The sequence below is a fragment of the Peribacillus sp. YIM B13472 genome (assembly GCF_042788005.1).
GTDB lineage: Bacteria > Bacillota > Bacilli > Bacillales > DSM-1321 > Peribacillus > Peribacillus simplex_E.
This window is the reverse complement of record NZ_JBHZPG010000008.1, coordinates 25,828-51,122: the sequence shown is the minus strand read 5'-3', so window position 1 is coordinate 51,122 and position 25,295 is coordinate 25,828. Positions and strand designations below refer to the sequence as shown.

The 25,295-nt window shown below is 42.3% G+C and carries 21 protein-coding genes; 20 read left to right on the top strand and 1 reads right to left on the bottom strand.

Features of this window, described 5'->3' with window-relative positions; genetic code table 11:
• The first annotated feature begins 114 nt into the window (after positions 1-114).
• Entirely contained in the window at positions 115-1,707 is a 1,593-nt protein-coding gene (gene aceB / locus ACFX4I_RS08670) for a malate synthase A (protein ID WP_377420062.1), read from the top strand.
• A 38-nt stretch (positions 1,708-1,745) separates the two neighbouring features.
• On the top strand, positions 1,746-3,029 hold the full coding sequence (gene aceA / locus ACFX4I_RS08665; RefSeq protein ID WP_377420060.1) for an isocitrate lyase: 1,284 nt from the start codon (positions 1,746-1,748) through the stop codon (positions 3,027-3,029).
• 87 nt (positions 3,030-3,116) lie between these two features.
• On the opposite strand, the gene ytvI is transcribed toward aceA, so the two are convergent.
• The gene (gene ytvI / locus ACFX4I_RS08660; protein WP_377420058.1) at positions 3,117-4,241 is read right to left on the bottom strand and encodes a sporulation integral membrane protein YtvI; all 1,125 of its coding nucleotides are present in this window, start codon (positions 4,239-4,241) and stop codon (positions 3,117-3,119) included.
• Between the two features lie 193 nt (positions 4,242-4,434).
• On the opposite strand from ytvI, the gene ACFX4I_RS08655 reads away from it, so the two are divergent.
• The 18 genes from ACFX4I_RS08655 to ytxC all read left to right on the top strand — a co-directional run bounded on the left by ACFX4I_RS08655 (position 4,435) and on the right by ytxC (position 24,962).
• Positions 4,435-4,896: a DUF441 domain-containing protein gene (locus ACFX4I_RS08655; RefSeq protein ID WP_034309113.1), complete on the top strand. Its 462-nt coding sequence runs from the start codon at positions 4,435-4,437 to the stop codon at positions 4,894-4,896.
• 538 nt (positions 4,897-5,434) lie between these two features.
• On the top strand, positions 5,435-6,550 hold the full coding sequence (gene citZ, locus ACFX4I_RS08650) for a citrate synthase (RefSeq protein ID WP_230301890.1): 1,116 nt from the start codon (positions 5,435-5,437) through the stop codon (positions 6,548-6,550).
• Positions 6,551-6,645: 95 nt separating this feature from the next.
• Complete coding sequence (gene icd / locus ACFX4I_RS08645; RefSeq protein WP_377420056.1) at positions 6,646-7,962, top strand: NADP-dependent isocitrate dehydrogenase; 1,317 nt, start codon at positions 6,646-6,648, stop codon at positions 7,960-7,962.
• Positions 7,963-8,084: 122 nt separating this feature from the next.
• The gene (gene mdh, locus ACFX4I_RS08640; protein ID WP_377420054.1) at positions 8,085-9,020 is read left to right on the top strand and encodes a malate dehydrogenase; all 936 of its coding nucleotides are present in this window, start codon (positions 8,085-8,087) and stop codon (positions 9,018-9,020) included.
• Between the two features lie 240 nt (positions 9,021-9,260).
• Entirely contained in the window at positions 9,261-9,980 is a 720-nt protein-coding gene (locus ACFX4I_RS08635; protein WP_230301893.1) for a response regulator transcription factor, read from the top strand.
• Positions 9,977-11,755, top strand: a complete 1,779-nt coding sequence (gene pnpS, locus ACFX4I_RS08630; RefSeq protein WP_283932029.1) for a two-component system histidine kinase PnpS — start codon at positions 9,977-9,979, stop codon at positions 11,753-11,755. The genes ACFX4I_RS08635 and pnpS overlap by 4 nt, the downstream gene beginning before the upstream one ends.
• Before the next feature lie 252 nt (positions 11,756-12,007).
• Positions 12,008-13,042: an FtsH protease activity modulator HflK gene (gene hflK, locus ACFX4I_RS08625; protein WP_230303456.1), complete on the top strand. Its 1,035-nt coding sequence runs from the start codon at positions 12,008-12,010 to the stop codon at positions 13,040-13,042.
• Positions 13,039-13,971, top strand: a complete 933-nt coding sequence (hflC, locus tag ACFX4I_RS08620; protein ID WP_230303443.1) for a protease modulator HflC — start codon at positions 13,039-13,041, stop codon at positions 13,969-13,971. The genes hflK and hflC overlap by 4 nt, the downstream gene beginning before the upstream one ends.
• A gap of 127 nt (positions 13,972-14,098) precedes the next feature.
• A complete protein-coding gene (gene polA / locus ACFX4I_RS08615) occupies positions 14,099-16,723 on the top strand; it encodes a DNA polymerase I (RefSeq protein WP_377420052.1) in 2,625 nt (874 codons plus the stop codon).
• Between the two features lie 19 nt (positions 16,724-16,742).
• The gene (mutM, locus tag ACFX4I_RS08610) at positions 16,743-17,573 is read left to right on the top strand and encodes a DNA-formamidopyrimidine glycosylase (RefSeq protein ID WP_377420050.1); all 831 of its coding nucleotides are present in this window, start codon (positions 16,743-16,745) and stop codon (positions 17,571-17,573) included.
• 80 nt (positions 17,574-17,653) lie between these two features.
• Entirely contained in the window at positions 17,654-18,286 is a 633-nt protein-coding gene (ytaF, locus tag ACFX4I_RS08605) for a sporulation membrane protein YtaF (protein ID WP_352919269.1), read from the top strand.
• A 23-nt stretch (positions 18,287-18,309) separates the two neighbouring features.
• Positions 18,310-18,909, top strand: coding sequence for a dephospho-CoA kinase (gene coaE, locus ACFX4I_RS08600; RefSeq protein ID WP_098369993.1), 600 nt, complete (start codon positions 18,310-18,312; stop codon positions 18,907-18,909).
• A 160-nt stretch (positions 18,910-19,069) separates the two neighbouring features.
• Complete coding sequence (locus tag ACFX4I_RS08595; RefSeq protein ID WP_377420048.1) at positions 19,070-20,107, top strand: glyceraldehyde-3-phosphate dehydrogenase; 1,038 nt, start codon at positions 19,070-19,072, stop codon at positions 20,105-20,107.
• 360 nt (positions 20,108-20,467) lie between these two features.
• Positions 20,468-20,848: an adenosylmethionine decarboxylase gene (gene speD / locus ACFX4I_RS08590; protein ID WP_034311443.1), complete on the top strand. Its 381-nt coding sequence runs from the start codon at positions 20,468-20,470 to the stop codon at positions 20,846-20,848.
• 269 nt (positions 20,849-21,117) lie between these two features.
• A complete protein-coding gene (gene nrdR / locus ACFX4I_RS08585; RefSeq protein ID WP_057911467.1) occupies positions 21,118-21,579 on the top strand; it encodes a transcriptional regulator NrdR in 462 nt (153 codons plus the stop codon).
• A 64-nt stretch (positions 21,580-21,643) separates the two neighbouring features.
• Positions 21,644-23,056 (top strand): replication initiation and membrane attachment family protein, encoded by a 1,413-nt coding sequence (locus tag ACFX4I_RS08580; protein ID WP_377420046.1) that lies wholly within the window; start codon positions 21,644-21,646, stop codon positions 23,054-23,056.
• Positions 23,043-23,981: a primosomal protein DnaI gene (gene dnaI / locus ACFX4I_RS08575; RefSeq protein ID WP_230303450.1), complete on the top strand. Its 939-nt coding sequence runs from the start codon at positions 23,043-23,045 to the stop codon at positions 23,979-23,981. The genes ACFX4I_RS08580 and dnaI overlap by 14 nt, the downstream gene beginning before the upstream one ends.
• A 120-nt stretch (positions 23,982-24,101) precedes the next feature.
• Positions 24,102-24,962 (top strand): sporulation protein YtxC, encoded by an 861-nt coding sequence (gene ytxC / locus ACFX4I_RS08570; RefSeq protein WP_283932027.1) that lies wholly within the window; start codon positions 24,102-24,104, stop codon positions 24,960-24,962.
• Positions 24,963-25,295 lie beyond the last annotated feature (333 nt).

The following is a 25,295-nucleotide window of genomic DNA, read 5'->3' as shown; positions in this document are numbered from 1 at the left end:
ATTTTTTAGAAAAAACTGGTGACAAATTTATACAACGTGTTATATAATACAAACAGGAAATAAAACAACTGTATTATAACATAAAAGAGGTTGGAAAGGATGTGGAGAGGCAACATGATTACGGAAGCAAAAGGCTTACAAATTACAGGCAACATTAAGCCAGGATATGAACAAATACTTACAACGGAAGCTCTTCAATTCATCGAAAGAATTGAACGGCATTTCAGTGGAAGAAGGGCAGAACTTCTAGAACGGCGGAAAAGCGTTCAGGAAGAACTGAATCAAGGTAAGCTTCCTGATTTCCTTGAAGAAACGAAGCGTATTCGCGAAAGTGATTGGACGATTGCGCCCCTCCCGAATGATTTGCAGGACCGCAGGGTTGAAATCACTGGACCTGTTGATCGCAAAATGATCATTAATGCCATGAACTCAGGTGCCAATGTATTCATGGCGGACTTTGAAGATGCCAATTCACCCACTTGGGAGAATTGCATTGATGGCCAATTGAATCTGCGGGATGCAATCCGCGGAACCATTTCATTTAAAAATCCAAATGGAAAAGTGTATGAATTAAATGAAAGAACAGCTGTCCTAAAGGTAAGGCCACGCGGCTGGCATTTGGAGGAAAAACATGTCCTTTTGGATGGACAGCCTATATCAGCCAGCATTTTTGATTTTGGACTGTACTTTTACCATAACGCAAAAGCGTTGGTCGAAAAACAAAGCGGTCCATACTTTTACTTACCAAAAATGGAAAGCCATCTCGAAGCAAGATTATGGAATGACATATTCGTATATGCACAGAATGATTTGAGAATTTCGCAAGGAACCATCAAGGCAACGGTCTTGATAGAAACGATTCTTGCTGCATTCGAAATGGACGAAATTCTGTACGAGCTGAAAGAACATTCGGCAGGCCTGAACTGTGGCCGCTGGGATTATATCTTTAGTTTCCTGAAAAAATTCCGTCACTCGGATGATGTCATCTTCCCAGACCGGCAGCAGGTCACGATGACCGTCCCGAACATGAGGGCGTATTCCTTACTGGCAATCAAAACATGTCACACTCGAAATGCTCCTGCTATCGGCGGGATGGCGGCGCAAATTCCTGTTAAAAATGACCCGGTTAAGAACGATGAGGCTTTTGCAAAAGTAAAGGCAGATAAAGAACGCGAAGCAAGAGACGGTCATGATGGAACATGGGTTGCCCATCCAGGTATGGTAAGCACGGCAAAAGAGGTTTTTGACCTGCTCGTCCCAAAACCGAATCAAATTTTCCGAAAAAGGGAAGATGTCCATGTAACAGCTCAAGAGTTGCTGGCTGTACCGGAGGGAACGATCACAGAGGCAGGATTAAGGACGAATATTAACGTAGGCATCCAATATATCGCCTCCTGGTTAAGCGGCAGAGGTGCGGCACCCATCAATAACTTAATGGAAGATGCTGCAACCGCAGAAATTTCAAGGGCTCAAGTCTGGCAATGGATCCGTCATCCAAAAGGCATTCTCGAAGATGGCAGGAAAATAACCGAGGAATTATTCCATCAAATCAAAGAAGAAGAATTGGCGGTCATTAAATCGGAAGTAGGGGAAGAAACTTTCAAATCAGGAAAGTTTGAAGAGTCTACTGAACTATTTGAACAATTGATTGAAGCGGATGACTTTGCAGATTTCTTAACGAATGCGGCATACGAAAAATTATCTTAATATTCAAAATATAATTGGTGAATTAGGAGGAAATAATGATGAAGAATGAGAGAGCGCAAAAATTACAACAAAGCTGGGAAAATGACTCACGGTGGACTGGTATTAAACGTCCTTATACGGCCGAAGAAGTTATTAAACTAAGAGGGTCCATCGATATTGAACAAACATTGGCACGCCGTGGTTCTGAAAAACTATGGAATCTATTGAATACGGAGGATTTCATCAATGCATTAGGAGCATTGACTGGCAACCAAGCCATGCAGCAGGTGAAAGCTGGTTTAAAAGCAATCTACTTAAGCGGCTGGCAAGTGGCGGCAGATGCTAACATCGCAGGGCAAATGTACCCTGACCAAAGTTTATATCCAGCCAACTCCGTGCCGCAAGTAGTTAAACGCATTAATCAGACACTTCAGCGTGCAGACCAAATCAGCTTTGCTGAAGGAAAAGATGATATCGATTGGTTCGCTCCAATCGTGGCGGATGCTGAAGCAGGCTTTGGCGGTTCCCTTAACGTCTTCGAATTAATGAAAGGCATGATCGAAGCTGGAGCGGCAGGAGTTCATTTTGAAGACCAGCTTTCTTCCGAGAAAAAATGCGGTCACCTGGGCGGTAAAGTCCTTCTTCCAACCCAAACGGCAGTACGTAATTTAGTTTCCGCCCGATTGGCAGCCGACGTAATGGGTACACCGACTATCTTGATTGCCCGTACGGATGCTGATGCTGCAGATTTGATCACCGATGATATCGATCCGGTCGATGCACCATTCATCACTGGTGAAAGGACTCCAGAAGGATTCTACCGCACGAATGCAGGTCTTGACCAAGCAATTGCAAGAGGCCTTGCTTATGCGCCGTATGCCGACCTTATCTGGTGTGAGACTTCTGAACCTAATCTAGCGGATGCTCGCCGCTTTGCCGAAGCGATCCATGCAGAGTTCCCGGGCAAACTGCTAGCTTACAATTGTTCCCCATCATTTAACTGGAAAGCGAAATTAAGTGATGAAGAGATTGCAAATTATCAGGTGGAATTGGGTAAATTGGGTTATAAATTCCAATTCGTTACACTTGCAGGATTCCATTCATTGAATCATAGCATGTTCAACCTTGCTCTTGGTTATAAAGACCGCGGCATGGCTGCATACTCAGAACTTCAACAAGCGGAGTTCGCTAGTGAGCCCGACGGCTATACAGCAACACGTCATCAGCGTGAAGTGGGAACTGGTTACTTTGATGAAGTGGCACAAGTCGTTTCTGGTGGAACATCATCCACAACCGCGCTTGCAGGTTCTACTGAAACAGAACAATTCGAGACGTCAAAATAATTTTAGCTTAAAACCAAAAATCCGCCTTGTACCCGAGGCGGATTTTTAAATGGAAATGGGTGAATCCTAATAGATGTCTGAAATATCTTAAGTCGTTTTTTTCGTATCCCCGATGATGAAGGTCCATATGGCCTTGAAGACATTGGCACGCTGAAGTGTATTGAATATGACAAGTACGACAGGTCCTGCAATCAGACCTAGGAAACCGATCAATTTGAAGCCGATGAACAAGGCGATGAGAGTGGCAAGCGGATCCAAACCAATACTGGAAGAAAGTACTTTTGGCTCTATTAACTGACGCTGGACAACGACGATTATGTAAAGAACGGACAAACCGATTGCAAGACTTGTATTCCCGGCGATGAATTCAAAGATGATCCAAGGAATGAAAATCGTACCTGTCCCTAAATAGGGGATGATATCGACCAGTCCGCATATCAGGGCAATGGTAATTGAATAATTCACCCCCAAAATGAGAAATCCGATTAAAATCGTGACAGTCGTCAATGAAACAAGAGTGAATTGTGCACGGATAAATCCGAACAAAGCCCGTTTTAAGTCCCTGAATAAACGCTTGGCACCCGCAAAAATCTTATCAGGCAACACTTTTCCGCTCATGCGGCTAAAGGTATCCCAATCTTTGCTGATGAAGAAAGTGCCCAGCAGGGTAAAAAGGAGTGCTGTTGCCGTAGTTGGAAACCATCCGATGATTGTGGGGATGTTCTTCAAGAAAGCTTGAATGAAGCCGCTTACTCCGGTAGTGATGGATTCACCGATATTTTGGATATTCTTGAGGACTGTGTCCTGCTGTTCGGTATCCAAATTATTGAACATGGCAGCTATTTGATTATATAAAGGGATGACGGTGGACGCGATGTATGTTTCTATATAATCCACGATGGTTTCAATATGTTTCGGGATGACTCCGGCAAGGTAATTGGTCCCTGAAATGATCTCGGTGACCAGTAAGGTGATAAGACCCGCAAATAAAAGGAAAATGAGTAAAAGGGAAACGAATACAGCCACCCCCCGTGGCAGCCTTCCTTTCCTTTCGAAAAAAGTGACCAGGGGATTCATCAAGAAAGCGATTATCATGGCAATGATGAATGGATATGTATATTTAGATAAATAAAACAAGGCAATTCCGCCTAAAATTATCCCTCCGATGACCAGTAAAGAGCGAATGAAACGATACATATATACCGGATTCAAGTCATATCCTCCTTCATTCATAAAGTTTGTATTATAATTGTAACGATGATGGAAAAGAAAGGAAAGATTCTTTCATCTTTCGGCTTAACTTTTTTCCGCAGATGCATCGTTCCATAAATCATTTTTCTCCCAGGAAACAGGGGAGTTTGTTATGTTAAAATAACAAAAACAGAAGGAAGAAGGTGAAGGGAGAATGATCAACGGTCCTGTCGTATTTTTAATTCTGCTTGCTGCAATCGGTTGGTTTGGGAAAAACACCTCACTGATCATGGCTGCGGGTTTTCTTTTAAGCATGAAACTGATTGGCCTTGACGCTAAAGTGTTCCCATACCTGGAAGCGAAAGGAATCAACCTGGGCGTTACAATCATTACGATTTCGGTACTCATACCCATAGCAAACGGGGCGATAGGTTTCAAGGAACTCGGAGACGCAATAAAATCTCCTTATGCCTGGATTGCGCTTGCATCTGGAATAGCGGTTGCGCTCATAGCGAAAAATGGGATTACGCTCCTATCGCATGATCCGCACATTACCACGGCTCTTGTTTTTGGGACGATTCTTGCTGTCGCATTATTCAAAGGTGTGGCTGTCGGTCCGTTAATCGGGGCGGGAATTGCTTATTTATGCATGCAGATCTTCAATTTTTTTAAATGAAGCGAGTGGCCAAGGGGAGAAAAGCCCGTCAGTCCTGGGGATGATAAATTTTCTATTTAATGTCTCATTTATTCTGCTTTGAGACAAATTTTCAAAAAATCGTTTTGAATCGCATAAAAAAAAGCAAGAGAATATGTAGCTAATTTTTCTAATAAAATAATAATTTTTTCACATTTTAAGTGCTTTTCATTCCCAAAAAAGTGTTTATTGTTTATAATAATGTTGTAACTGCTCTGATTTATTAAAATTGGGATTCAGAATATCATTGATATTTTTGAGGAATCCTAAAAAAAGATGTAGTTATTGAGCAAGCGCTCACTAGGAATAGCTACAAGCATTATTTTTAGAATTTCGTTTAAAAGATTATCGTACATTTTACTATTGTTGGGGTCATATTCTGTGAACGCTTCCAATACAAGATGTATGTCTTCTGCTAAAAAATAGATGGTTGTTTACAATAGCTAATTTCTTGGAAGCGCTATATTTATACGCTAATAGCAGGGCATAGGGGAATATTTAGGAAAAGGAGAGATTTAGTATGACAGCAACAAAAGGTCTTGAAGGTGTGGTAGCAACAACTTCATCAGTAAGCTCCATTATCGATGACACATTAACGTATGTAGGTTATGACATCGATGATTTGGCTTCTAACGCAACATTCGAGGAAGTAATCTATCTTTTATGGCACGGAGCTCTTCCGAACAAAAGCCAATTAGAAGAATTAACTCAACAGCTTGCTGAAAATGCTGAAATTCCAGCTGAAGTGGTTAATCACTTCAAAACATACCCAATCGATAAAGTACATCCAATGGGAGCTCTTCGCACTGCAGTATCTCTTCTGGGTCTTTATGATGAAGAAGCAGATGTAATGAGTGAAGATGCTAACTATCGTAAAGCAATCCGCATCCAAGCAAAAATCCCTACATTGGTAACAACTTTCGCTCGCACCCGTCAAGGGAAAGAAGCTGTTGCTCCACGTACAGATTTAAGCTTTGCTGCTAACTTCTTATATATGTTAAGCGGTAACGAACCTACGGCAATCGAAGAAGAAGCATTCAACAAAGCATTGGTTCTTCATGCTGACCATGAATTAAACGCTTCTACATTCACTGCACGCGTTTGTGTGGCTACATTATCTGATATCTATTCTGGCGTAACTTCTGCCATTGGCGCTTTAAAAGGCCCTCTTCATGGCGGAGCTAACGAACAAGTCATGAAAATGCTTACAGATATTGGTTCAGTTGAAAACGTTGAGCCATATATCAACGAAAAATTAGCCAATAAAGAAAAAATCATGGGCTTTGGCCACCGTGTATACCGTAAAGGTGATCCTCGTGCTAAACACCTTAAAGAAATGTCACGAAAACTGACTGAACTTACTGGACAACCGCAATATTATGATATGTCCATCAAAATTCATGAAATCGTAACCGGTCAAAAAAATCTTCCGCCGAACGTGGATTTCTATTCCGCTTCCGTATACCACAGTTTAGGTATCGAGCATGACCTATTTACACCAATCTTTGCTGTAAGCCGTGCTTCAGGCTGGATCGCTCATATCCTTGAGCAATATTCAAACAACCGCCTTATCCGTCCGCGTGCAGAGTATGTTGGACCAGGTATGCAAAAATACGTACCGATTGAAAAACGCTAATTAAAAGTTTTTTCGAAAAATCATTTTTTATTTCATCGAATTTGTAGTAAATTAATAGATGTGAGTAAAAAAGGTTAGTGGTTCTGCTTCATTAAATGGCAGGCCATCTAACCTTTGAATTTGAATCGGAGGTAAGAGACATGACACAAAGCCAAAAAATCACAGTTACTAACGGTGCTCTTAACGTACCAAACAATCCAATCGTTCCTTATATTGAGGGAGACGGAATCGGTCCTGATATCTGGGCTGCAGCATCCCGCGTTTTAGACGCAGCAGTTGAAAAAGCTTACAATGGCGAAAAGAAAATCGAATGGAAAGAGGTTTTAGCTGGACAAAAAGCATTTGACCAAACGGGCGAATGGCTTCCACAAGAAACTCTTGATGTCATTAACGAATATCTAATCGCTATTAAAGGACCTCTTACAACTCCAATCGGTGGCGGTATCCGCTCATTGAACGTTGCATTGCGTCAAGTATTGGACTTATTCGTATGTCTTCGTCCAGTACGTTACTTTGAAGGTGTACCTTCACCAGTTAAACGTCCAGAAGACACTGACATGGTAATCTTCCGTGAAAACACTGAAGACATCTATGCTGGTATCGAATATGCAAAAGGTTCTGACGAAGCTAAGAAATTAATCGAATTCCTTCAAAATGAATTCGGTGTTCAAAACATTCGTTTCCCTGAAACTTCAGGTATCGGAATTAAACCGATTTCCGAAGAAGGTACGAAACGTCTTGTTCGCTCTGCACTTAACTATGCGATCAAAGAAGGCCGTAAGTCATTAACGCTTGTTCATAAAGGTAACATCATGAAATTCACTGAAGGTGCATTCAAAACTTGGGGTTATGAAGTTGCAGAACAAGAATTCGCCGATAAAGTGTTCACATGGAACCAATATGACAAAATTAAAGATGCTGAAGGCACTGAAGCTGCTAACAAAGCACAATCTGCTGCTGAAGCTGAAGGCAAAATCATCGTTAAAGATTCGATTGCTGATATCTTCTTACAACAAATCCTGACTCGTCCTAAAGAGTTTGATGTTGTTGCAACAATGAACTTGAACGGAGATTACATTTCTGATGCATTAGCTGCACAAGTTGGCGGAATCGGTATCGCTCCAGGAGCAAACATCAACTACGAAACTGGACATGCCATCTTCGAAGCAACTCACGGAACAGCTCCTAAGTATGCTGGTCTTGATAAAGTTAACCCATCTTCAGTTCTTCTTTCGGGCGTTCTTTTACTTGAGCACCTTGGCTGGAACGAAGCTGCAGACAGCATCACTAAATCAGTTGAACAAACAATCGCTTCTAAAGTTGTTACATACGACTTTGCCCGCCTAATGGATGGTGCAACGGAAGTTAAATGTTCTGAGTTCGCAGACGAGCTTATCAAAAACCTTAAATAATTCATTACATGCTTTCTGGAAAAGTGCCTGAACGGGCTGCTTTTCCAGGAGGCTTATATATATTTTCATGAGGATGTTAAAAGTATTCCAAAAGTATTTATATATTTTAAGGAGGAAATAACATGTCTAAACGTAAAAAAATCACAGTTGTAGGTGCTGGATTCACTGGTGCTACAGCAGCATTCCTAGCCGCTCAAAAAGAACTTGGCGATATCGTTTTAGTTGATATCCCGCAAGCTGAAAACCCTACTAAAGGTAAAGCCCTTGATATGGCGGAAGCAGGACCTGTCCTAGGTTTCGATGCTAACATCATCGGTACATCCGACTATGAAGAAACAGCTGATTCCGACGTAGTGATCATCACTGCCGGAATTGCCCGTAAACCAGGCATGAGCCGTGACGACTTAGTTCAGACTAACCAAAAAGTTATGAAATCAGTAACTAAAGAAGTCGTTAAATATTCCCCTAACACAACCATCATCGTTTTGACTAATCCTGTAGATGCAATGACTTACACTGTTTACAAAGAATCAGGTTTCCCTAAAGAACGCGTTATCGGACAATCAGGTGTCCTTGATACAGCTCGTTTCCGTACTTTCGTAGCTCAAGAATTAAACTTATCGGTTAAAGATGTAACTGGTTTCGTACTTGGCGGACACGGAGATGATATGGTTCCATTGGTACGTTACTCTTATGCAGGCGGAATTCCTTTGGAAACATTGATCCCTCAAGATCGTTTAGAAGCAATCGTGGCTCGTACCCGAACTGGCGGCGGAGAAATCGTCAACCTTCTTGGAAACGGAAGCGCTTATTATGCACCAGCTGCATCTCTAGTGGAAATGGCTGAAGCGATCCTTAAAGACCAACGTCGCGTTCTTCCGTCCATCGCTTATCTTGAAGGTGAATACGGATTTGAAGGTATCTACCTTGGAGTGCCGACTGTACTTGGTGCAAACGGTATTGAACAAATCATCGAACTTGAATTGACTGAAGGCGAAAAAGCGGCACTTTCAAAATCAGTTGAATCAGTTAAAGCAGTAATGCAAGTCCTTCAATAAGTGATCATGATCAGACTGTTCGGATATAGGAAGAAAAGGCCATGGTCTTTTTCCGAATCCGGGCAGTTTTTTTATCCGCTTCAAAAGTCCGCTGGAACTTATAATATCCCTGCTGAAGATAAGGAATAACTTCTTTCCGTTTTTTTATGTGTAAATTTCATATAATATTCTTTATAATGGAATTGGATGAGTAGACCAAGAAATTGGTCTTTTGGGTAATACATAATTCAGGAGGATCTAATGTCAAAGAAAATTCTCGTAGTGGATGATGAACAATCAATAGTTACCTTACTTCAGTACAATTTAGAACAAGCAGGCTATTCGGTAATCACAGCTTTGGATGGAGAACAAGGGCTGGAGGCTGCCGTGGATATACGCCCCGATTTAGTGGTATTGGATTTGATGCTGCCTAAAATGGACGGGCTTGAAGTATGTAAGCAGCTTCGCCAGCAAAAAATCAATATACCGATCTTGATGCTGACAGCTAAGGACGATGAATTTGACAAGGTGCTCGGACTTGAACTAGGGGCGGATGATTACTTGACAAAGCCATTCAGTCCTAGGGAGGTAGTGGCCCGGATTAAAGCCATTTTAAGAAGATCCCAGTTACAATCGAACGGCAGTGAGTCAGGTCAGGATCAAGAAGATGGCCTCTTGAAATTAGGGGAATTGAAAGTGTTCCCGGAACGATACGAAGCATTCTTTGATGAACAGCAATTAGAATTGACTCCAAAGGAATTTGAATTACTTTTATACTTGGCGAAGAATAAAGGAAGAGTGCTGACCAGGGATCAACTGCTCAGTGCGGTATGGAATTATGATTTCGCGGGAGACTCACGAATCGTCGATGTCCATATTAGCCATCTTCGTGAAAAAATAGAAAAAGATACAAAAAAACCTCTATATATTAAAACGATAAGGGGCTTGGGGTATAAGCTTGAGGAGCCTAAAAAAGAATGACGACCTATCGTAAAAAGCTCTTATATACCCTCATCACATTGGTGATGGTCGTCCTGATGGCCGTGGGCTTTTTATTAGGACACTTGTTCAAAAGCTATTATATTAAAACGTTCAATGACCGTATACAGAACGAAACATTTTTCATTTCTACATATATTCAGGAGCATGGCGGGATCGAGTCCTTTTTGGAAAAAGGGAAGACGGCAAAACTGACACCCCTTTTAGATTCGAATTTAACCATTCTCTCCACGAATGGGGAAATATTATACGATTCGACATCGTCCAATGAAATATTTAAAGACCATGCCAATGTCCTTCGTAAAATAACTTTGGAAAAAGGGCTTAAGCATGGGGAAGGGTATGAGGTGGTCGAAGGCGAATCGGACCTCCATTATTATTGGAAGACGGTTGAAAAGGATGGAGAGATTGAAGGCTTTGTCGTTCATAGCAATGAAATAGAGGCCATCAATCAAGTGAATAAACAAATGTGGAAAATATTGATCATTTGTTTAGGGGTTGCCTTGATCATCATTCTCATGCTTGCGAGCAAAATCACTTCATATTATACGCGTCCGATCGAGGAGGCGACGATGGCGGCCATTGAACTGGCAAAAGGGAATTATGGAACCCGGACATTCGGGCGGCATTCCGATGAAACGGGAATGCTGACAACTTCCTTGAACATATTGGCGAGGAATCTTCAGGAAACAGAGATAGCGAGGGAAATGAATCAGGATCGTTTGGAAACACTTGTTGAAAACATCGGTAGTGGTGTCTTGCTGATAGACAGTAAAGGGTATACCACATTAATCAACCGGGAATTCAAGAAAAGCTTCCGTGTGGACTCAGCTACGTTTTTGTTTCAGGAATATTATTCGGTCATTAAAGATCAGGAAGTCATAGCCATCATCGAAGAAATCTTTCGAACGGAAAAAACGATTAAACGACAGGTGAAGATACCTCTTGCCATAGAACGTAAGCATTTTGAGATTTACGGGGCTCCCATTATCGGGAATCATGATGAATGGAAGGGGATCCTCCTCATTTTCCATGATATCACCGAATTGAAAAGGCTCGAGCAGATGCGGAAGGATTTCGTGGCTAATGTGTCCCATGAATTGAGAACCCCGATCACTTCTATTAAAGGCTTTTCTGAAACATTGTTAGATGGCGCCTTAAAAGATGAAAAGACCTTAAAGCACTTTTTATCGATTATCCTGAAAGAAAGTGATCGGCTGCAAGAACTAATCCAGGAGCTTCTGAATTTATCCAAAATGGAGCAACAGGAATTTGTTTTAAACGCAGGGGTCGTGGATATTACGAAAGTGCTTGGCGAAATACAAGAGATGCTCATAGGCAAGCTGAAAGAAAAAGAAGTATCCCTTGAAATTAAAACATCACCGGAACCAGTATTCATTGAAGGGGAATCTGACAGGATCAAACAGGTTTTCATCAATTTGATTACGAACGCATTGACCTATACACCAAATGGCGGCAGGGTCACCGTTGATATCATTGAAAATGAACAGACGGTCGATATTGCAGTTCAAGACAGCGGGATCGGCATCGAAGAAAAAGAACTGCCGAGGATCTTTGAACGGTTTTACCGGATCGATAAGGCGAGGAGCCGCGATTCAGGAGGAACGGGCATTGGACTGGCAATCGTCAAGCATATAATAGAAGTCCATAAAGGTAAAATCAATGTGGAAAGCACACCTGGAACCGGGACGACTTTTACAGTCACTTTAAATAAAAGCTTAAAAGGAAAAATGTAGCGGGTTTCTTATTTACATGTCCTTTACAATTCCTTAAAACGGACTTCACAATGCAGGGGTACAATGGTTGTACAACCCCTCATCCAAGGAGTTAAACATTGACAGAGACATAGTCTCTGTCTTTTAATTTTGGCTATATTCCCCGGGAACCATTCCTCTATCCTATTTTCCTAGGAAAATATTTGATTTTTATGAAACTTTAGGCCCTTCCTTGCGTAAATAAGATATAACCGCAAAGAAGGGGTGATACATATCGTTAGCTTAAAAAGGATATATACGATCACAGGACTTGTCTTTCTTATTTTAATTTTAGGTGTAGTTGCGATATCGACCTGGTACACGGTTGATGAATCCGATCAAGCTGTCATAATGACGTTTGGTAAAGTGGAGCAGACGATAACGGAACCAGGACTTCACTTTAAACTGCCTTGGCCCGTTCAATCGGTCGAGAAATTATCCAAAGAAACATTCAGTCTTAAATTTGGATATAAGGAAGAGGATGGAGAGGTGAAGGATTACCCGAGTGAGACCAAAATGATTACGGGTGATGAAAATATTGTGCTGGCCGACCTAGTGGTCCAGTGGAAAATCACCGACCCTCCAAAATATCTATACAATGCAGATGATCCAGAAAAAATATTATACGATACGACTTCAGCTGCATTACGGAGCATTATCGGCAGCACGAAAATCGATGATGCCCTTACATCCGGTAAAGCGCAAATCGAAGCGGATGTACGCGATTTATTATCACAGCTAATGGATAAATATGATGTCGGGATTTCCATATCTGCGGTTAAACTCCAGGACGTGGAGTTACCTAATGAAGAAGTGCGGAAAGCATTTACCAATGTAACGGATGCCCGGGAAACGGCGAATACGAAAATCAACGAAGCGGATAAATATGAAAATAAGCGTATGAATGAAGCGGAAGGGGAAAAAGATGCCCTCATTTCACAGGCTAACGGGGATAAAGCTGCCCGTACGGAAGCTGCCCGCGGGGATGTAGCGGTCTTTGAAAAATTACTCAGTGAGTATAAGGGTAATAAGGGGATTACGAAGGACCGCCTTATTATTGAAACCATTGAGGAAGTATTGCCGAATGCAGAGATTTATATTATGAATGATGATGGAAACACAATGAAGTACTTGCCGCTTCGCTCGCTTGAAAAGGAGGAAACGAAAAAAACTCCTGCCCCTGATGAAGCCGCTATACCTGAAGAAGAAACGAAAAAAGGGAATGCATCGGAAGAAAAAGCGACAGGGGAAGGGGGCACTAAACAATGAGCGGAAAAATAATAGATTTCTCTGAGTTGAAAAAAGGGGATTTTCATTGGAGGGGCTATGTGAGAATCGGCATTTTCCTGATTATTTTCATCGCGTTGCTGCTAATCATCCTCACCAATGTCTATATCGTCAAAGAGGGCGAATACAAAGTCGTCCGCCAATTCGGTGAGGTGGTAAGGATCGATAAGACCCCGGGATTGAAGGCGAAGGTGCCATTCATACAGAGTATCATGACCTTGCCGAAGTATCAGATGACTTCTGATGTTTCCGAAGCGGAAATCAATACGAAAGATAAAAAGCGGATGCTGATCGATAACTATGCAGTTTGGAGAATAGAAGATCCGAAGAAATTGATTACAAATGCAAGGACACTTGAGAATGCCGAAACGAAAATGGAAGAGTTCATCTATTCGGCAGTTCGTTCAGAGCTGGGCCAGCTGAATTATGATGAGATCATCAATGATGAGAAGTCATCCAGGGGAAGTTTAAACGACCGCATAACCGAAAAAGTCAACGAACTGCTGCAAAAGGACAGTTATGGAATCAGCTTGACGGATGTCCGGATAAAGCGGACTGACTTGCCCTCCGAAAACGAAGCATCGGTCTTCAAAAGGATGATTTCCGAGCGGGAATCGAAAGCGCAAGAATACCTATCCAAAGGTGATGCGAAGAAAAACCGTATCATTGCGGATACTGATCGGAAAGTGAAAGAATTGCTCTCTACTGCAGAGGCTGATGCAGAAGTGATCAGGGCTGAAGGAGAAGGGGAAGCAGCGAAAATCTATAATAAGTCGTTTTCCAAAGACCCCGAATTCTATAAACTATACCGGACTCTTGAATCCTACAAAAAAACGATTGGTGATCAAACGGTCATCGTTCTGCCTTCGGATTCCCCTTATGCCAGCTTGTTAATGGGAAATACTAAATAACCTTGATGCCGTCATTTTTCTTTCCGCTTCTACTCATGGTAGAATAGAGAAAGAAAATGAACGGCTTTTTGCGTTTTTATATAGAAGCTATAACTACATAAACATGTATGACTGGAGGAAGACGGATTTGGATAAAAAGTTAGTACTCATAGATGGAAACAGCATTGCATACCGTGCGTTTTTTGCGCTTCCGCTCTTGAATAATGATAAGGGGGTCCATACGAATTCCGTGTACGGATTCACCATGATGCTCAACCGCATTCTTGAAGAAGAAAAGCCAACGCACATACTTGTGGCATTCGATGCGGGTAAAACGACATTCAGACATGCATCATTTAAAGAATATAAGGGCGGGCGCCAAAAAACGCCGCCAGAATTATCGGAGCAATTCCCTTTCATTCGCGAGCTGCTTGATTGTTTTCAAATAAAAAGATATGAACTGGAGAACTACGAAGCCGATGATATTATCGGTACGCTGTCTTTACAAGCGGAAAAAGATGGTTTTGAAGTGAAGGTCATTTCCGGTGATAAGGATTTAACACAATTATCCTCCCCTAGTACGACGGTTTCCATCACGAAAAAGGGGATTACTGAAATTGAGGAATACACTCCAAAGCATATACATGAAAAATACGGTCTATCCCCTTTGCAGATCATTGATTTAAAAGGGTTGATGGGAGATGCTTCCGACAATATTCCCGGTATTCCGGGTGTTGGTGAAAAGACTGCCCTTAAATTATTGCATCAATTTGAAACGGTTGAAAACCTTCTGAAGTCGATTGATGAGGTAAGCGGACAAAAATTGAAAGAGAAAATAGAAGAACATAGAGACCTGGCCCTATTGAGCAAAGAGCTGGCTACGATAACGAGGGAAGCGCCGCTTGAAGTTTCCGTAAACGAGACCGAGTACACTGGCATGGATCAGGATCGAGTCATCTCATTCTATAAGGAGCTTGGCTTTTCGACTTTGCTCGATAAATTGGATGTAACGGAAAGTGCACCGCTTGAACAGGAGAAGATAGAGGTGCACACGGCCGAAATGACAGAAGCGATGTTTGCAGATGAAAGTGCCTTATATATTGAGATTTTAGAAGATAATTATCATCGTGCCGATATAATGGGGATCGCCATCAGTAATGAACAAGGTGATTTTTACTTCAATGGGGATGATGCTCTGAGTTCCGGGGCATTTAAATCCTGGGCAGAGGATGAAACAAAAAAGAAAACGGTTTTCGATGCGAAGCGTACGGTTGTGGCACTGCGTCATCGAGGAGTCGAAATAAAGGGCATCGATTTTGATGTGTTTTTGGCATCCTATATCCTGAATCCCGCAGAGTCAGTGGACGAAGTGGCAGAAATCACGAAAACTCAAGGTACGATCCGTCTTGAAACAGATGATGTTTTTTATGGAAAAGGTGCAAAACGCAAAATACCTGAGGAAGCGGAATTGAGGGAGCATATCGCCAGAAAATCGAAGGCGATCCTTTCTCTGAAAGAACCGATGATTGATAAGCTGCAAGAGTTCGAGCAACTTCACCTATTTACGGAACTGGAGCTGCCACTGGCGATCATCCTGGCCAATATGGAATGGCAGGGAATCAAGGTGGATATAGGCCGATTGAAAAACATGGGACAGGAATTAGCCATTCGCTTAAGAAACATCGAAGCCCGAATTTTTGAATTGGCTGGAGAGGCGTTCAATATCAATTCACCTAAACAGCTCGGGGCCATCCTGTTTGAAAAGTTGGAGCTTCCAGTCATGAAGAAAACCAAAACAGGTTATTCGACTTCAGCCGATGTGCTGGAAAAACTGGAGAGCAAGCATGATATCGTTAAGGAGATATTGCTGTATCGCCAGCTTGGTAAGTTGCAATCCACATATATTGAAGGGTTGCTTAAAGTGGTCAATGGCAAAACGGACAAGGTGCACACCCGGTTCAACCAAGCATTGACCCAGACCGGCCGGTTAAGTTCTACAGATCCCAATCTGCAGAATATCCCGATCAGACTGGAAGAAGGCAGGAAAATCAGGCAGGCATTCATTCCTTCCGAAAAGGATTGGATCATTTTTGCTGCCGACTACTCCCAGATCGAATTACGCGTCCTGGCGCATATCGCCAATGACAGCGGATTGGTGGAAGCATTCCAGGCCGGGATGGACATCCATACAAGGACAGCTATGGATGTATTTCATGTACCGGCAGAGCAAGTCACGTCGAACATGAGGCGCCATGCCAAAGCGGTCAACTTCGGAATCGTTTATGGTATAAGTGACTACGGGCTATCGCAAAGTCTTGGGATTACGAGAAAAGAAGCCGGAGAGTTCATCGAGAAGTATTTAAGAAGCTTTCCTGGTGTTCAGGAATATATGGAAGAAAGCATACATGAGGCCCGTCAAAAAGGATATAGCACGACTCTGATGCAAAGAAGGCGCTATATACCTGAGATAACAAGCAGGAATTTCAACATCAGGAGCTTTGCCGAACGGACAGCGATGAACACGCCGATTCAAGGCAGTGCCGCGGATATCATCAAGCTAGCCATGATAAACATGAATAAGCGCCTGAAACGGGAAGGTCTTAAAACGAGAATGCTTCTTCAGGTGCATGATGAATTGATTTTTGAAACTCCTCCTGAGGAACTCGAAATCCTAAAAGTGATCGTTCCGGAGGAAATGGAAAATGCCATTGAATTGAACGTGCCCCTTAAAGTGGATTATGCTTTCGGGCCAACATGGTTTGATGCCAAATAATAAAAGATAGGTGATTGCAATGCCAGAACTTCCAGAAGTGGAAACAGTCAGAAGAACGTTAGAGCAGCTCGTGCTCGGAAAAGAGATCAAGGAAGTATCAGTCTTCTGGCCAAAGATCATAAAAGCGCCTGAACCTGTCGAACAGTTTCAGGATGCTTTAAGGGGACAGACAATTTCTGGAATAGGCCGTCGGGGCAAGTTCCTCATTTTCACCTTGGATGATTATTCGTTGGTTTCGCATTTAAGAATGGAAGGGAAATACGGCGTGCATCCAAAAGAAGAGCCGTATGATAAGCATACCCATGTGATCTTCACTTTCACGGATGGCAGTGAACTTAGGTACAGGGATGTCCGGAAATTCGGAACGATGCATCTATTTGCCAAAGGGGAAGAACTTGAGCGGCTGCCACTGTTGCATTTAGGGCCTGAACCGTTGTCTGAAGATTTTACTGTCGAGGGGCTAAGTAGCAAGTTGGCAAGAACCAACAGAAAAATCAAGCCCGTTCTCCTTGATCAAACGGTTGTCGTCGGGATTGGGAATATATATGTAGACGAGTCGTTATTCCGTTCCGGTATCCATCCGGAGAGAATCGCTTCTTCACTCTCTTTGCAGGAAATCAAAACGTTGCATGCAGAAATCATTGCGACATTAGGTGAAGCTGTGGAAAAAGGCGGGAGTACGATTCGTTCATACATTAATTCCCAAGGGCAAATCGGCATGTTTCAGTTGGAACTTAATGTTTATGGACGAAAAGGCGAGAACTGCAAAACATGCGGCACGCCACTTGAAAAACTGGTTGTTGCAGGTCGCGGCACACATATTTGCCCGTCATGCCAGAAGCTAAAATAGGTAATGTTTTTTTCAAACACATCGGATGGGCTCCATCCATATACTAGGGTAGCAACGAGTAGGGAAGGAGTATTATTCCGATGTGGCTACAAATTATTTTTCTGGCTTTTGCAGTTAGTATTGACGGATTTGGCGTAGGTTTGACATTCGGTATGCGGAAGATGAAAATCCCCTTAAGGTCAATAGCGGTCATCTCATTTTGTTCTGCATTGAGTTTAGGTATTGCGATGGTCATCGGACAATTCATCAGTCAGCTCATATCGATCGGGGCGGCTGAAAAAACGGGTGGCATCATCCTCATTTTTCTTGGTGCCTGGATGGTATACCAGTATTTTAAGCCTGAAAAAGATTTGAAAGACGATAGATATCATGAGAAGATCATCTTTAATTTTGAAATTAAATCACTTGGGGTAGTCATTAATATTTTACAAAAACCATTGAATGCCGATTTTGATAAATCAGGTACGATTACAGGCGTTGAAGCGCTTGTTCTGGGGTTTGCACTTTCGCTGGATGCGTTCGGGGCCGGAGTTGGAGCGGCTATGATCGGCATTTCACCGATTATCCTCGCAGGGTGCATCGCTGTTATGAGTTCAATTTTCATTTGGAGCGGAATTCAAAGCGGGAAATTACTATCAAATAATAAAGTTGTCCAGCATTTGACCTTTCTTCCAGGTGTACTATTGATTATCATCGGTATATTCAAGTTATGATACATGGTTAAAAGGGGGAGCTTATGGGACAAATCATTGGAATCACCGGAGGCATCGCCAGTGGGAAAAGCACCGTCAGCCTTTATTTACAGGAACTCGGATTCACGATTGTCGATGCAGATCTGGCTTCCCGTGCCGTCGTTGAGCCGGGGGAGGAAGCCTATCATCAAGTTGTGAAGGCATTTGGTGAAGATATCTTATTGCCGGATGGGAATATAGATCGCGTAAAGCTCGGGTCGATCATATTTAATGATCAGGAAAAGAGATTGCTATTGAATGGCATCGTGCATCCTGCCGTCAGGAATTGGATGCGCCTTAAAACGGAAGAGGCACTATCATCAGGGGAAGAAACGGTGTTCATGGATATTCCGCTCCTATTCGAAAGTAAGCTGACATTCATGGTGGAAAAGACGCTTTTGATCTATGTAGATGAGCAAGTTCAATTGCAGCGATTAATGAACAGGAATGGTCTTTCGGAGACGGAGGCACTTGCCAGGATCAATTCGCAAATGCCCTTGGCCGATAAAAAGGCTTTAGCGGATGCCGTCATCGACAATAATGGGGACATTAATGAAACGAAGAGGCAAGTGAAGTCCATACTTAGTGAATGGCATGTCATATAAATATGATAAAAAGAAGAAACCGTCCGGTTTCTTCTTTTTGTGTTGAAAAAATAAGTACAATCCGCATTTTTATTAGCACAATTCCTTCGAATTATGTTATACTAATTACATAGTGAAAGGTAATAAGTATAACACTAATATTTTCTGGAGGGTCCGAACAATGAATTCAAGAATAGCGATTAACGGGTTTGGGAGAATTGGAAGAATGGTTTTCCGAAAGGCCATATTAGATGAGAGTTTGGACATTGTTGCCATTAATGCAAGCTATCCAGCTGAAACTTTAGCACACTTACTAAAATATGATACGATACATGGTAAATTCGACGGTATCATTATAGCGGAAGATGATTCACTAGTAGTGAATGGCCGCCGAGTAAAACTAATAAATAACCGCGATCCAAAGCTATTGCCTTGGAAAGAGATGAACATAGATATTGTAATTGAAGCCACGGGCAAATTCAATGATCGTTCTAAAGCGGCTCTTCATTTAGATGCAGGAGCAAAAAGAGTTATTTTATCAGCGCCGGGTAAAAATGAAGACGTTACCATTGTAATGGGTGTAAATCAGGAAGTGCTGGAAATCGACAAGCATTTCGTCATATCCAATGCATCTTGTACAACTAACTGTCTTGGACCGGTTGCAAAAGTGCTTGATGAAAAATTCGGCATAAACAACGGTTTAATGACAACGATCCATTCTTATACAAATGATCAAAATAATATCGATAACCCGCACAAAGACTTAAGACGTGCCCGTGCCGCTGCGGAAAGCATAATTCCTACGACTACAGGAGCTGCAAAAGCCATCTCACTAGTGTTGCCGCAATTAAAAGGCAAGCTTCATGGAATGGCGATCCGCGTACCGACACCTAACGTATCTCTAGTCGACCTTGTTGTGGACTTAAACCGTGATGTCACGATTGATGAAGTGAACCAAGCCTTCATCGATGCTTCAGAAAATGAACTCAAAGGAATTATGGAATTCACGATGGAACCTTTAGTTTCCAGTGATTTCAAAACGAATCCTCACTCTGCAATCATCGATGGTTTGACGACGATGATGATTGGGGACAGAAAAGTGAAAGTCCTTGCATGGTATGATAATGAGTGGGGTTACTCCAACCGGGTAGTGGACCTTGTGAAATTGGTGGGATCCGAGTTGAAAAAAGCTTCCGAAGTCGAACTATCAGTAAAATAAATAATGAAAAAATCGAGCCTGCTAAAATTTTTTAGCGGGCTATTTTTAATGCAGTGATCCATCAATTCCTGGCTGCTTTAAGGCGCTTAATAAACCCGGAAAACAGAATTTTCCCCACATTGGAACCTTCGCTATATCCCTATTACATATAAAGTTTATCTTTCCAAAATTTCAATTTGGAGTTGCAAAAAAAATTCAAAGCATATATACTATGAATCGTGAACTTCTTCAAAAGCGGTTTGCATGATGGCTACTTAAAGGGTTAGGACCTCTTTGGACTAACTTTCCCCCGTGGTAGTTATCAGAACTTATTTTTAAATCATGGTAAGGGGGAAGCTTAAAATGGAAACAGCTTACACTATGGAAACAATGGGTAGACATGTCATTTCTGAACTTTGGGGTTGTGACTTTGAAAAACTGAACAATATCGATTTAATTGAAAAGATTTTTGTTGATGCTGCTTTGAAATCAGGTGCAGAGGTACGAGAAGTTGCCTTTCACAAATTTGCTCCACAAGGGGTCAGCGGGGTTGTCATCATTTCTGAATCACACTTAACGATTCACAGTTTTCCAGAACACGGCTATGCGAGCATCGATGTCTATACATGCGGTAACTTGGATCCGAATATTGCGGCAGATTATATTGCAGAAGCTTTGAATGCGCAAACACGTGAAAACATAGAATTACCACGTGGATTAGGTCCTGTACAAATGAAAAAAGCCAATATAAGTGCCCTATAAAAAACACGTATACACAGAGATGCCATGGGTGCATCTCTTTTTTAATGCAATGAATTGGCAGCCTGCTTCACTTTATAGCTAAGGATTGCCTTGTAGCACAAAGACCTTGCCAAAGGTGCTCCAAGGGCAGAACAAAAGTGCCTGCTGCTGGAAGTTACACTTTTTACTTGTACTGGCCGTTCCTTTTAATATAAGATTAAGATAGAGAAGTAAATCCTTGGGGAACATTTAGATAGGGGAGTCCTACATAAAATACGGAGCTGATAATGATGAAATGCCCATCATGTCAATATAATGGAACAAGAGTGCTCGATTCCAGGCCAGTCGATGAAAGTAAATCGATTCGACGACGCCGTGAATGTGAGGCATGTGGTTTTCGATTCACGACATTTGAAAAGGTGGAGGAAACACCGCTTATTGTAGTGAAAAAGGGCGGGACACGGGAAGAGTTCAGTCGTGATAAAATCCTGCGTGGCTTAATCAGGGCTTGCGAAAAACGCCCGGTTCCCTTGAAGGAACTAGAGCAAATTACCAGTTATGTAGAAAAAGAACTGCGCAACCAGGGCATATCGGAAGTGAAAAGCGACAATGTCGGCGAAATGGTAATGGACAAGCTGGCGGAAGTCGATGAGGTTGCCTATGTAAGGTTCGCATCCGTCTATCGACAATTTAAAGATATCAATGTCTTTATCGATGAATTGAAAGATTTAATAAATAAAGAAAGAAAGTAGAGCTGAAGATTCACTTTGGCTCTTTTTTCACTACATCTTTTGAAAGGTTTGAATGGAGATGTCAATGCATTGGCAAGAATTGCTCCCGGCGGATTCATATTTGGTCTCATCTGCGGGGCTGCTTCATGATTATGATCGGAAAATACTGACCCGACTATATCAACCTCTTATTGGACCTATCTGCATTAGCCTATATATGACGTTATGGAGTGAGCTGGAGGAAAACAGGCTATGGTCGGAAACCTCCTCACATTATCAATTAATGAATACCATCGGCCTTAAGTTAGGTGATATTTACGAAGCACGCCTTTTACTTGAAGGAATTGGTCTGTTGAATGTATATAAGAAAACGAAAAATGAAACGAAGGAATTCATCTATGAGTTAAACCCGCCGCTTTCCCCCCAGCAGTTTTTCACGGATGGAATGCTGAATATTTACTTGTACAAAAAAATCGGCAAAGCGCAATTCAACCGGTTAAAGAGATTCTTTTGTGATGATCATATCTTAACCGATCAATATGAAGGTGTGACTAAATCTTTTGCGGATGTATTCTCATCAGATCATTTGGACTCTTTATATGTAACGGATGAAGCGAAAAACGAATGGAAACCGATGCCTGAACAGCAATTCATCGATCGGACGGAAGGCGTCGAGCCATCGGGGTTTGACGACTTATTTGATTTTGACCTTTTATTGGCCGGGATGAAATCCTCGATCGTACCGAAAAAGGCCTTTACTCCGAAAATAAAAAGTACGATTGCCAAGCTTGCTTTTTTATATGGCATTGATCCGCTGGAAATGCAAAAACTAGTAATGGATGCCGTTTCATTGGATGATGAGATCGATGAGGAAGTGCTCAGAAAGGCGGCAAGGGACTGGTATCAGATCGAACGGCAGGCAGATATGCCTTCACTAGTCAATCGGGTGCAGCCGATTCGTGAACGGACACAAAAAGAAGAACCGAAAACACAGGAACAAGAGTTAATCCGTCATTTGGAGACGATTTCCCCAAGGGAGCGGCTGATGCAATTGTCTGGCGGTGCAGAGCCATCAAGCGGTGATTTGAAAGTGGTTGAGGGCGTGATGATCAATCAAAAGCTGAATCCGGGTGTCGTCAATGTCTTGATTGAATACGTCATGCTGAAAACGGATATGAAGTTCACCAAGGGTTATGTGGAAAAGCTGGCAGGCCATTGGGCACGGCTGAAAGTCTCTACGGTCGTCGAGGCGATGGAACTAGCTAAAAATGAACATAGGAAATATCAGGAATGGGCTCAAGGAAGCAGGAATGCTGCGAAGGGCAGCCGGAAAAAGGCGATACGGGAAGAAGTGGTTCCGGAGTGGCTTGAGAAAAAAGAAGAAGCACAGCAGGAGCAGAATGCAGATCAGCCTGAATTGAATGCCCAGAAACGCGAGCTTCAGGAGAAATGGAAGCAGTGGAAAGCAGGAGGTGAAATGAACGATGGAAAAGATTAATAGATCCCTTAATAAATTGGCCAATACAAACCAATTTCAACAGCGTTATGAAAAGCTAAAACAGGAGATTTTTGAAGACGAACAAGTTCGGTTATTTTTGAATGCCAACAGTTCGACGGTCACGAAGGAAATGATTGATAAAAACTTGGGGAAGCTTTATGAGTTCACTTCACAAAGCAATAAATGTGATAAATGTCCAAGCTTGAATGGCTGCATCAATATGATGCAAGGGTATTATCCCAAATTGGTGGTTCAAGGGAAGGCGCTGAACCTGAATTATGAAATCTGCCCGCGGAAATTGGCAGAGGATGAAAAGCGGAAACGGGAAAAATTGATCCGCAGCCTATATGTACCGAAGGATATTTTAAAGGCGACCATTGAGGACTTTACCCAAACGGATAATGAAAACAAACGCTTGGGTGTTTTAAGTAAGGCGATGTCGTTCATTATGGAATATGAGCCAGGTAAAATGCAAAAAGGCTTATTTATTTATGGGAAATTCGGTGTTGGGAAAACGTACTTATTAGGTGCGATTGCCAATGAACTTGCAGAAAGGCAAATTTCCTCCCTTATTGTCTATGTCCCTGACTACTTGCGGGAACTTAAGGGATCGATAGGTGATAATACGGTCAATGAAAAAATTGAGATGGTGAAAACGGCACCTGTCCTCATGCTGGATGATATTGGAGCGGAGTCCATGACGAGCTGGGGACGCGATGAGGTTTTTGGTCCGATTTTGCAATTTAGGATGCTGGAAAACCTGCCGACGTTTTTCACTTCGAATTTTGACCTGAATGGCCTGGAGAACCACCTAACCTTTTCACAGCGTGGTGAGAAAGAAGAAGTGAAGGCGGCCAGGATAATGGAAAGAATTCAATATTTAGCGGAGCCGGTCAAGCTGGATGGCGTGAATCGGAGAAGATGAAGGAAAGTGGTCTCTTAATGGAGGTCACTTTTTTCTTTTACAAGGCCCATCCTACTTCTAAACACGTCCCCATCCCCATATACATGAACAAAGAGGCAAGGGGGAAGGGGGGATGTCGTAGTGCAAATTTCGTTTCAAAACGATTCAGAGGCAATGAAATTACTGAATTTCGTTTCTGTCCATCCACTGGGGGCAGAATTTCAAGCATACATTCGATTTCTTCCGCAACAAGGCATGCACGTGGATATGACGAAGTCTTCAGGTGATAAATGGCTAATTCTGCTTCGTGATGCATTTCATTCTTTTTTATTGGAAGAAAAGACGCTTCCTGTTCTGGAGCAAATAATAGTCGGTAAATTTTTTTATAGGGAGCGGGAAGAAATTGAAGCCATCATTGAAATTGCATCATCGATCATCGAGGTGGAAAGAGCCAGGAATCAAGATGAAGCATTCAGTACGGAGAAACGATTGATTGAGGAAGGACTTCAAAGCATCTTGGCTGGAAAGGTATCTTTTTCATTCGATTCTTTTACGACCTTCCGTTTAAAATCATTTCAGCACACTTTGGAAAAGTATGTCGTTAAGGCCATTGATGAATACAAGCTGGAACAGGACTATCAAAATTTCATTGCCACTCTCCGTGATTGCCTTCATGGGCAGGAGTCGAAATTAAGAAAGCTGCACCTGGTCAACCGGGATGGTTTTCATTTCTATGATCAGAAATTCAGTAAACTCGACCGGCCAAAGATCAATAGTATGATCGACAGGAGGCTTCTTGCCAAAAGTTCACTTTTTCTCGATACAGTGATACTTGCCCCGCTTTTATCGATTGCTCCCGAAAACTTGTGCATCTATACCGATGACAAGGAAGAGGGGCTCATCCAGACCATTTCAAGGATTTTCGAAGAACGGGCGACCATCTTGCCACTTTCTTCATTTTCAATGCATTTGAATGATCTTTCGTGGAAAAAAGAAAATTAACCTTGATTTTCACCGTATAACAAATTATAATTTCCTACATACTATTAAAAAACTAAAAGTTATGATGAGGACAAGGGTATTCTAGTCGCCGATTATCAGAGAGGGGAGCCAACAGGCTGTAAGCTTCCTATTCGCATGGAACACTTACCACCTTTAAACTTCGGCTCGGAAAGCAGGCATTCTGCGAATATGAGCTGACGGGAAGCTGCCGTTACCAAGTTACAAGTGCCATTTTGCCGTGAAAAGCAGGATGGAACGAGGGTGGAACCGCGGGTTAATGATATTTATTACTAAGCTCGTCCCTGTTTTATACAGGGGCGGGCTTTTTTGTGT

Excerpts from the sequence above, each read along its gene's own strand:
- aceB (WP_377420062.1), top strand. The coding sequence starts at position 115 with ATGATTACGGAAGCAAAAGGCTTACAAATTACAGGCAACATTAAGCCA.
- aceA (WP_377420060.1), top strand. The coding sequence starts at position 1,746 with ATGAAGAATGAGAGAGCGCAAAAATTACAACAAAGCTGGGAAAATGAC.
- ACFX4I_RS08655 (WP_034309113.1), top strand. The coding sequence starts at position 4,435 with ATGATCAACGGTCCTGTCGTATTTTTAATTCTGCTTGCTGCAATCGGT.
- citZ (WP_230301890.1), top strand. The coding sequence starts at position 5,435 with ATGACAGCAACAAAAGGTCTTGAAGGTGTGGTAGCAACAACTTCATCA.
- icd (WP_377420056.1), top strand. The coding sequence starts at position 6,646 with ATGGCAGGCCATCTAACCTTTGAATTTGAATCGGAGGTAAGAGACATG.
- mdh (WP_377420054.1), top strand. The coding sequence starts at position 8,085 with ATGTCTAAACGTAAAAAAATCACAGTTGTAGGTGCTGGATTCACTGGT.
- ACFX4I_RS08635 (WP_230301893.1), top strand. The coding sequence starts at position 9,261 with ATGTCAAAGAAAATTCTCGTAGTGGATGATGAACAATCAATAGTTACC.
- pnpS (WP_283932029.1), top strand. The coding sequence starts at position 9,977 with ATGACGACCTATCGTAAAAAGCTCTTATATACCCTCATCACATTGGTG.
- hflC (WP_230303443.1), top strand. The coding sequence starts at position 13,039 with ATGAGCGGAAAAATAATAGATTTCTCTGAGTTGAAAAAAGGGGATTTT.
- mutM (WP_377420050.1), top strand. The coding sequence starts at position 16,743 with ATGCCAGAACTTCCAGAAGTGGAAACAGTCAGAAGAACGTTAGAGCAG.
- ytaF (WP_352919269.1), top strand. The coding sequence starts at position 17,654 with ATGTGGCTACAAATTATTTTTCTGGCTTTTGCAGTTAGTATTGACGGA.
- coaE (WP_098369993.1), top strand. The coding sequence starts at position 18,310 with ATGGGACAAATCATTGGAATCACCGGAGGCATCGCCAGTGGGAAAAGC.
- ACFX4I_RS08595 (WP_377420048.1), top strand. The coding sequence starts at position 19,070 with ATGAATTCAAGAATAGCGATTAACGGGTTTGGGAGAATTGGAAGAATG.
- speD (WP_034311443.1), top strand. The coding sequence starts at position 20,468 with ATGGAAACAATGGGTAGACATGTCATTTCTGAACTTTGGGGTTGTGAC.
- nrdR (WP_057911467.1), top strand. The coding sequence starts at position 21,118 with ATGAAATGCCCATCATGTCAATATAATGGAACAAGAGTGCTCGATTCC.
- ACFX4I_RS08580 (WP_377420046.1), top strand. The coding sequence starts at position 21,644 with ATGCATTGGCAAGAATTGCTCCCGGCGGATTCATATTTGGTCTCATCT.
- dnaI (WP_230303450.1), top strand. The coding sequence starts at position 23,043 with ATGGAAAAGATTAATAGATCCCTTAATAAATTGGCCAATACAAACCAA.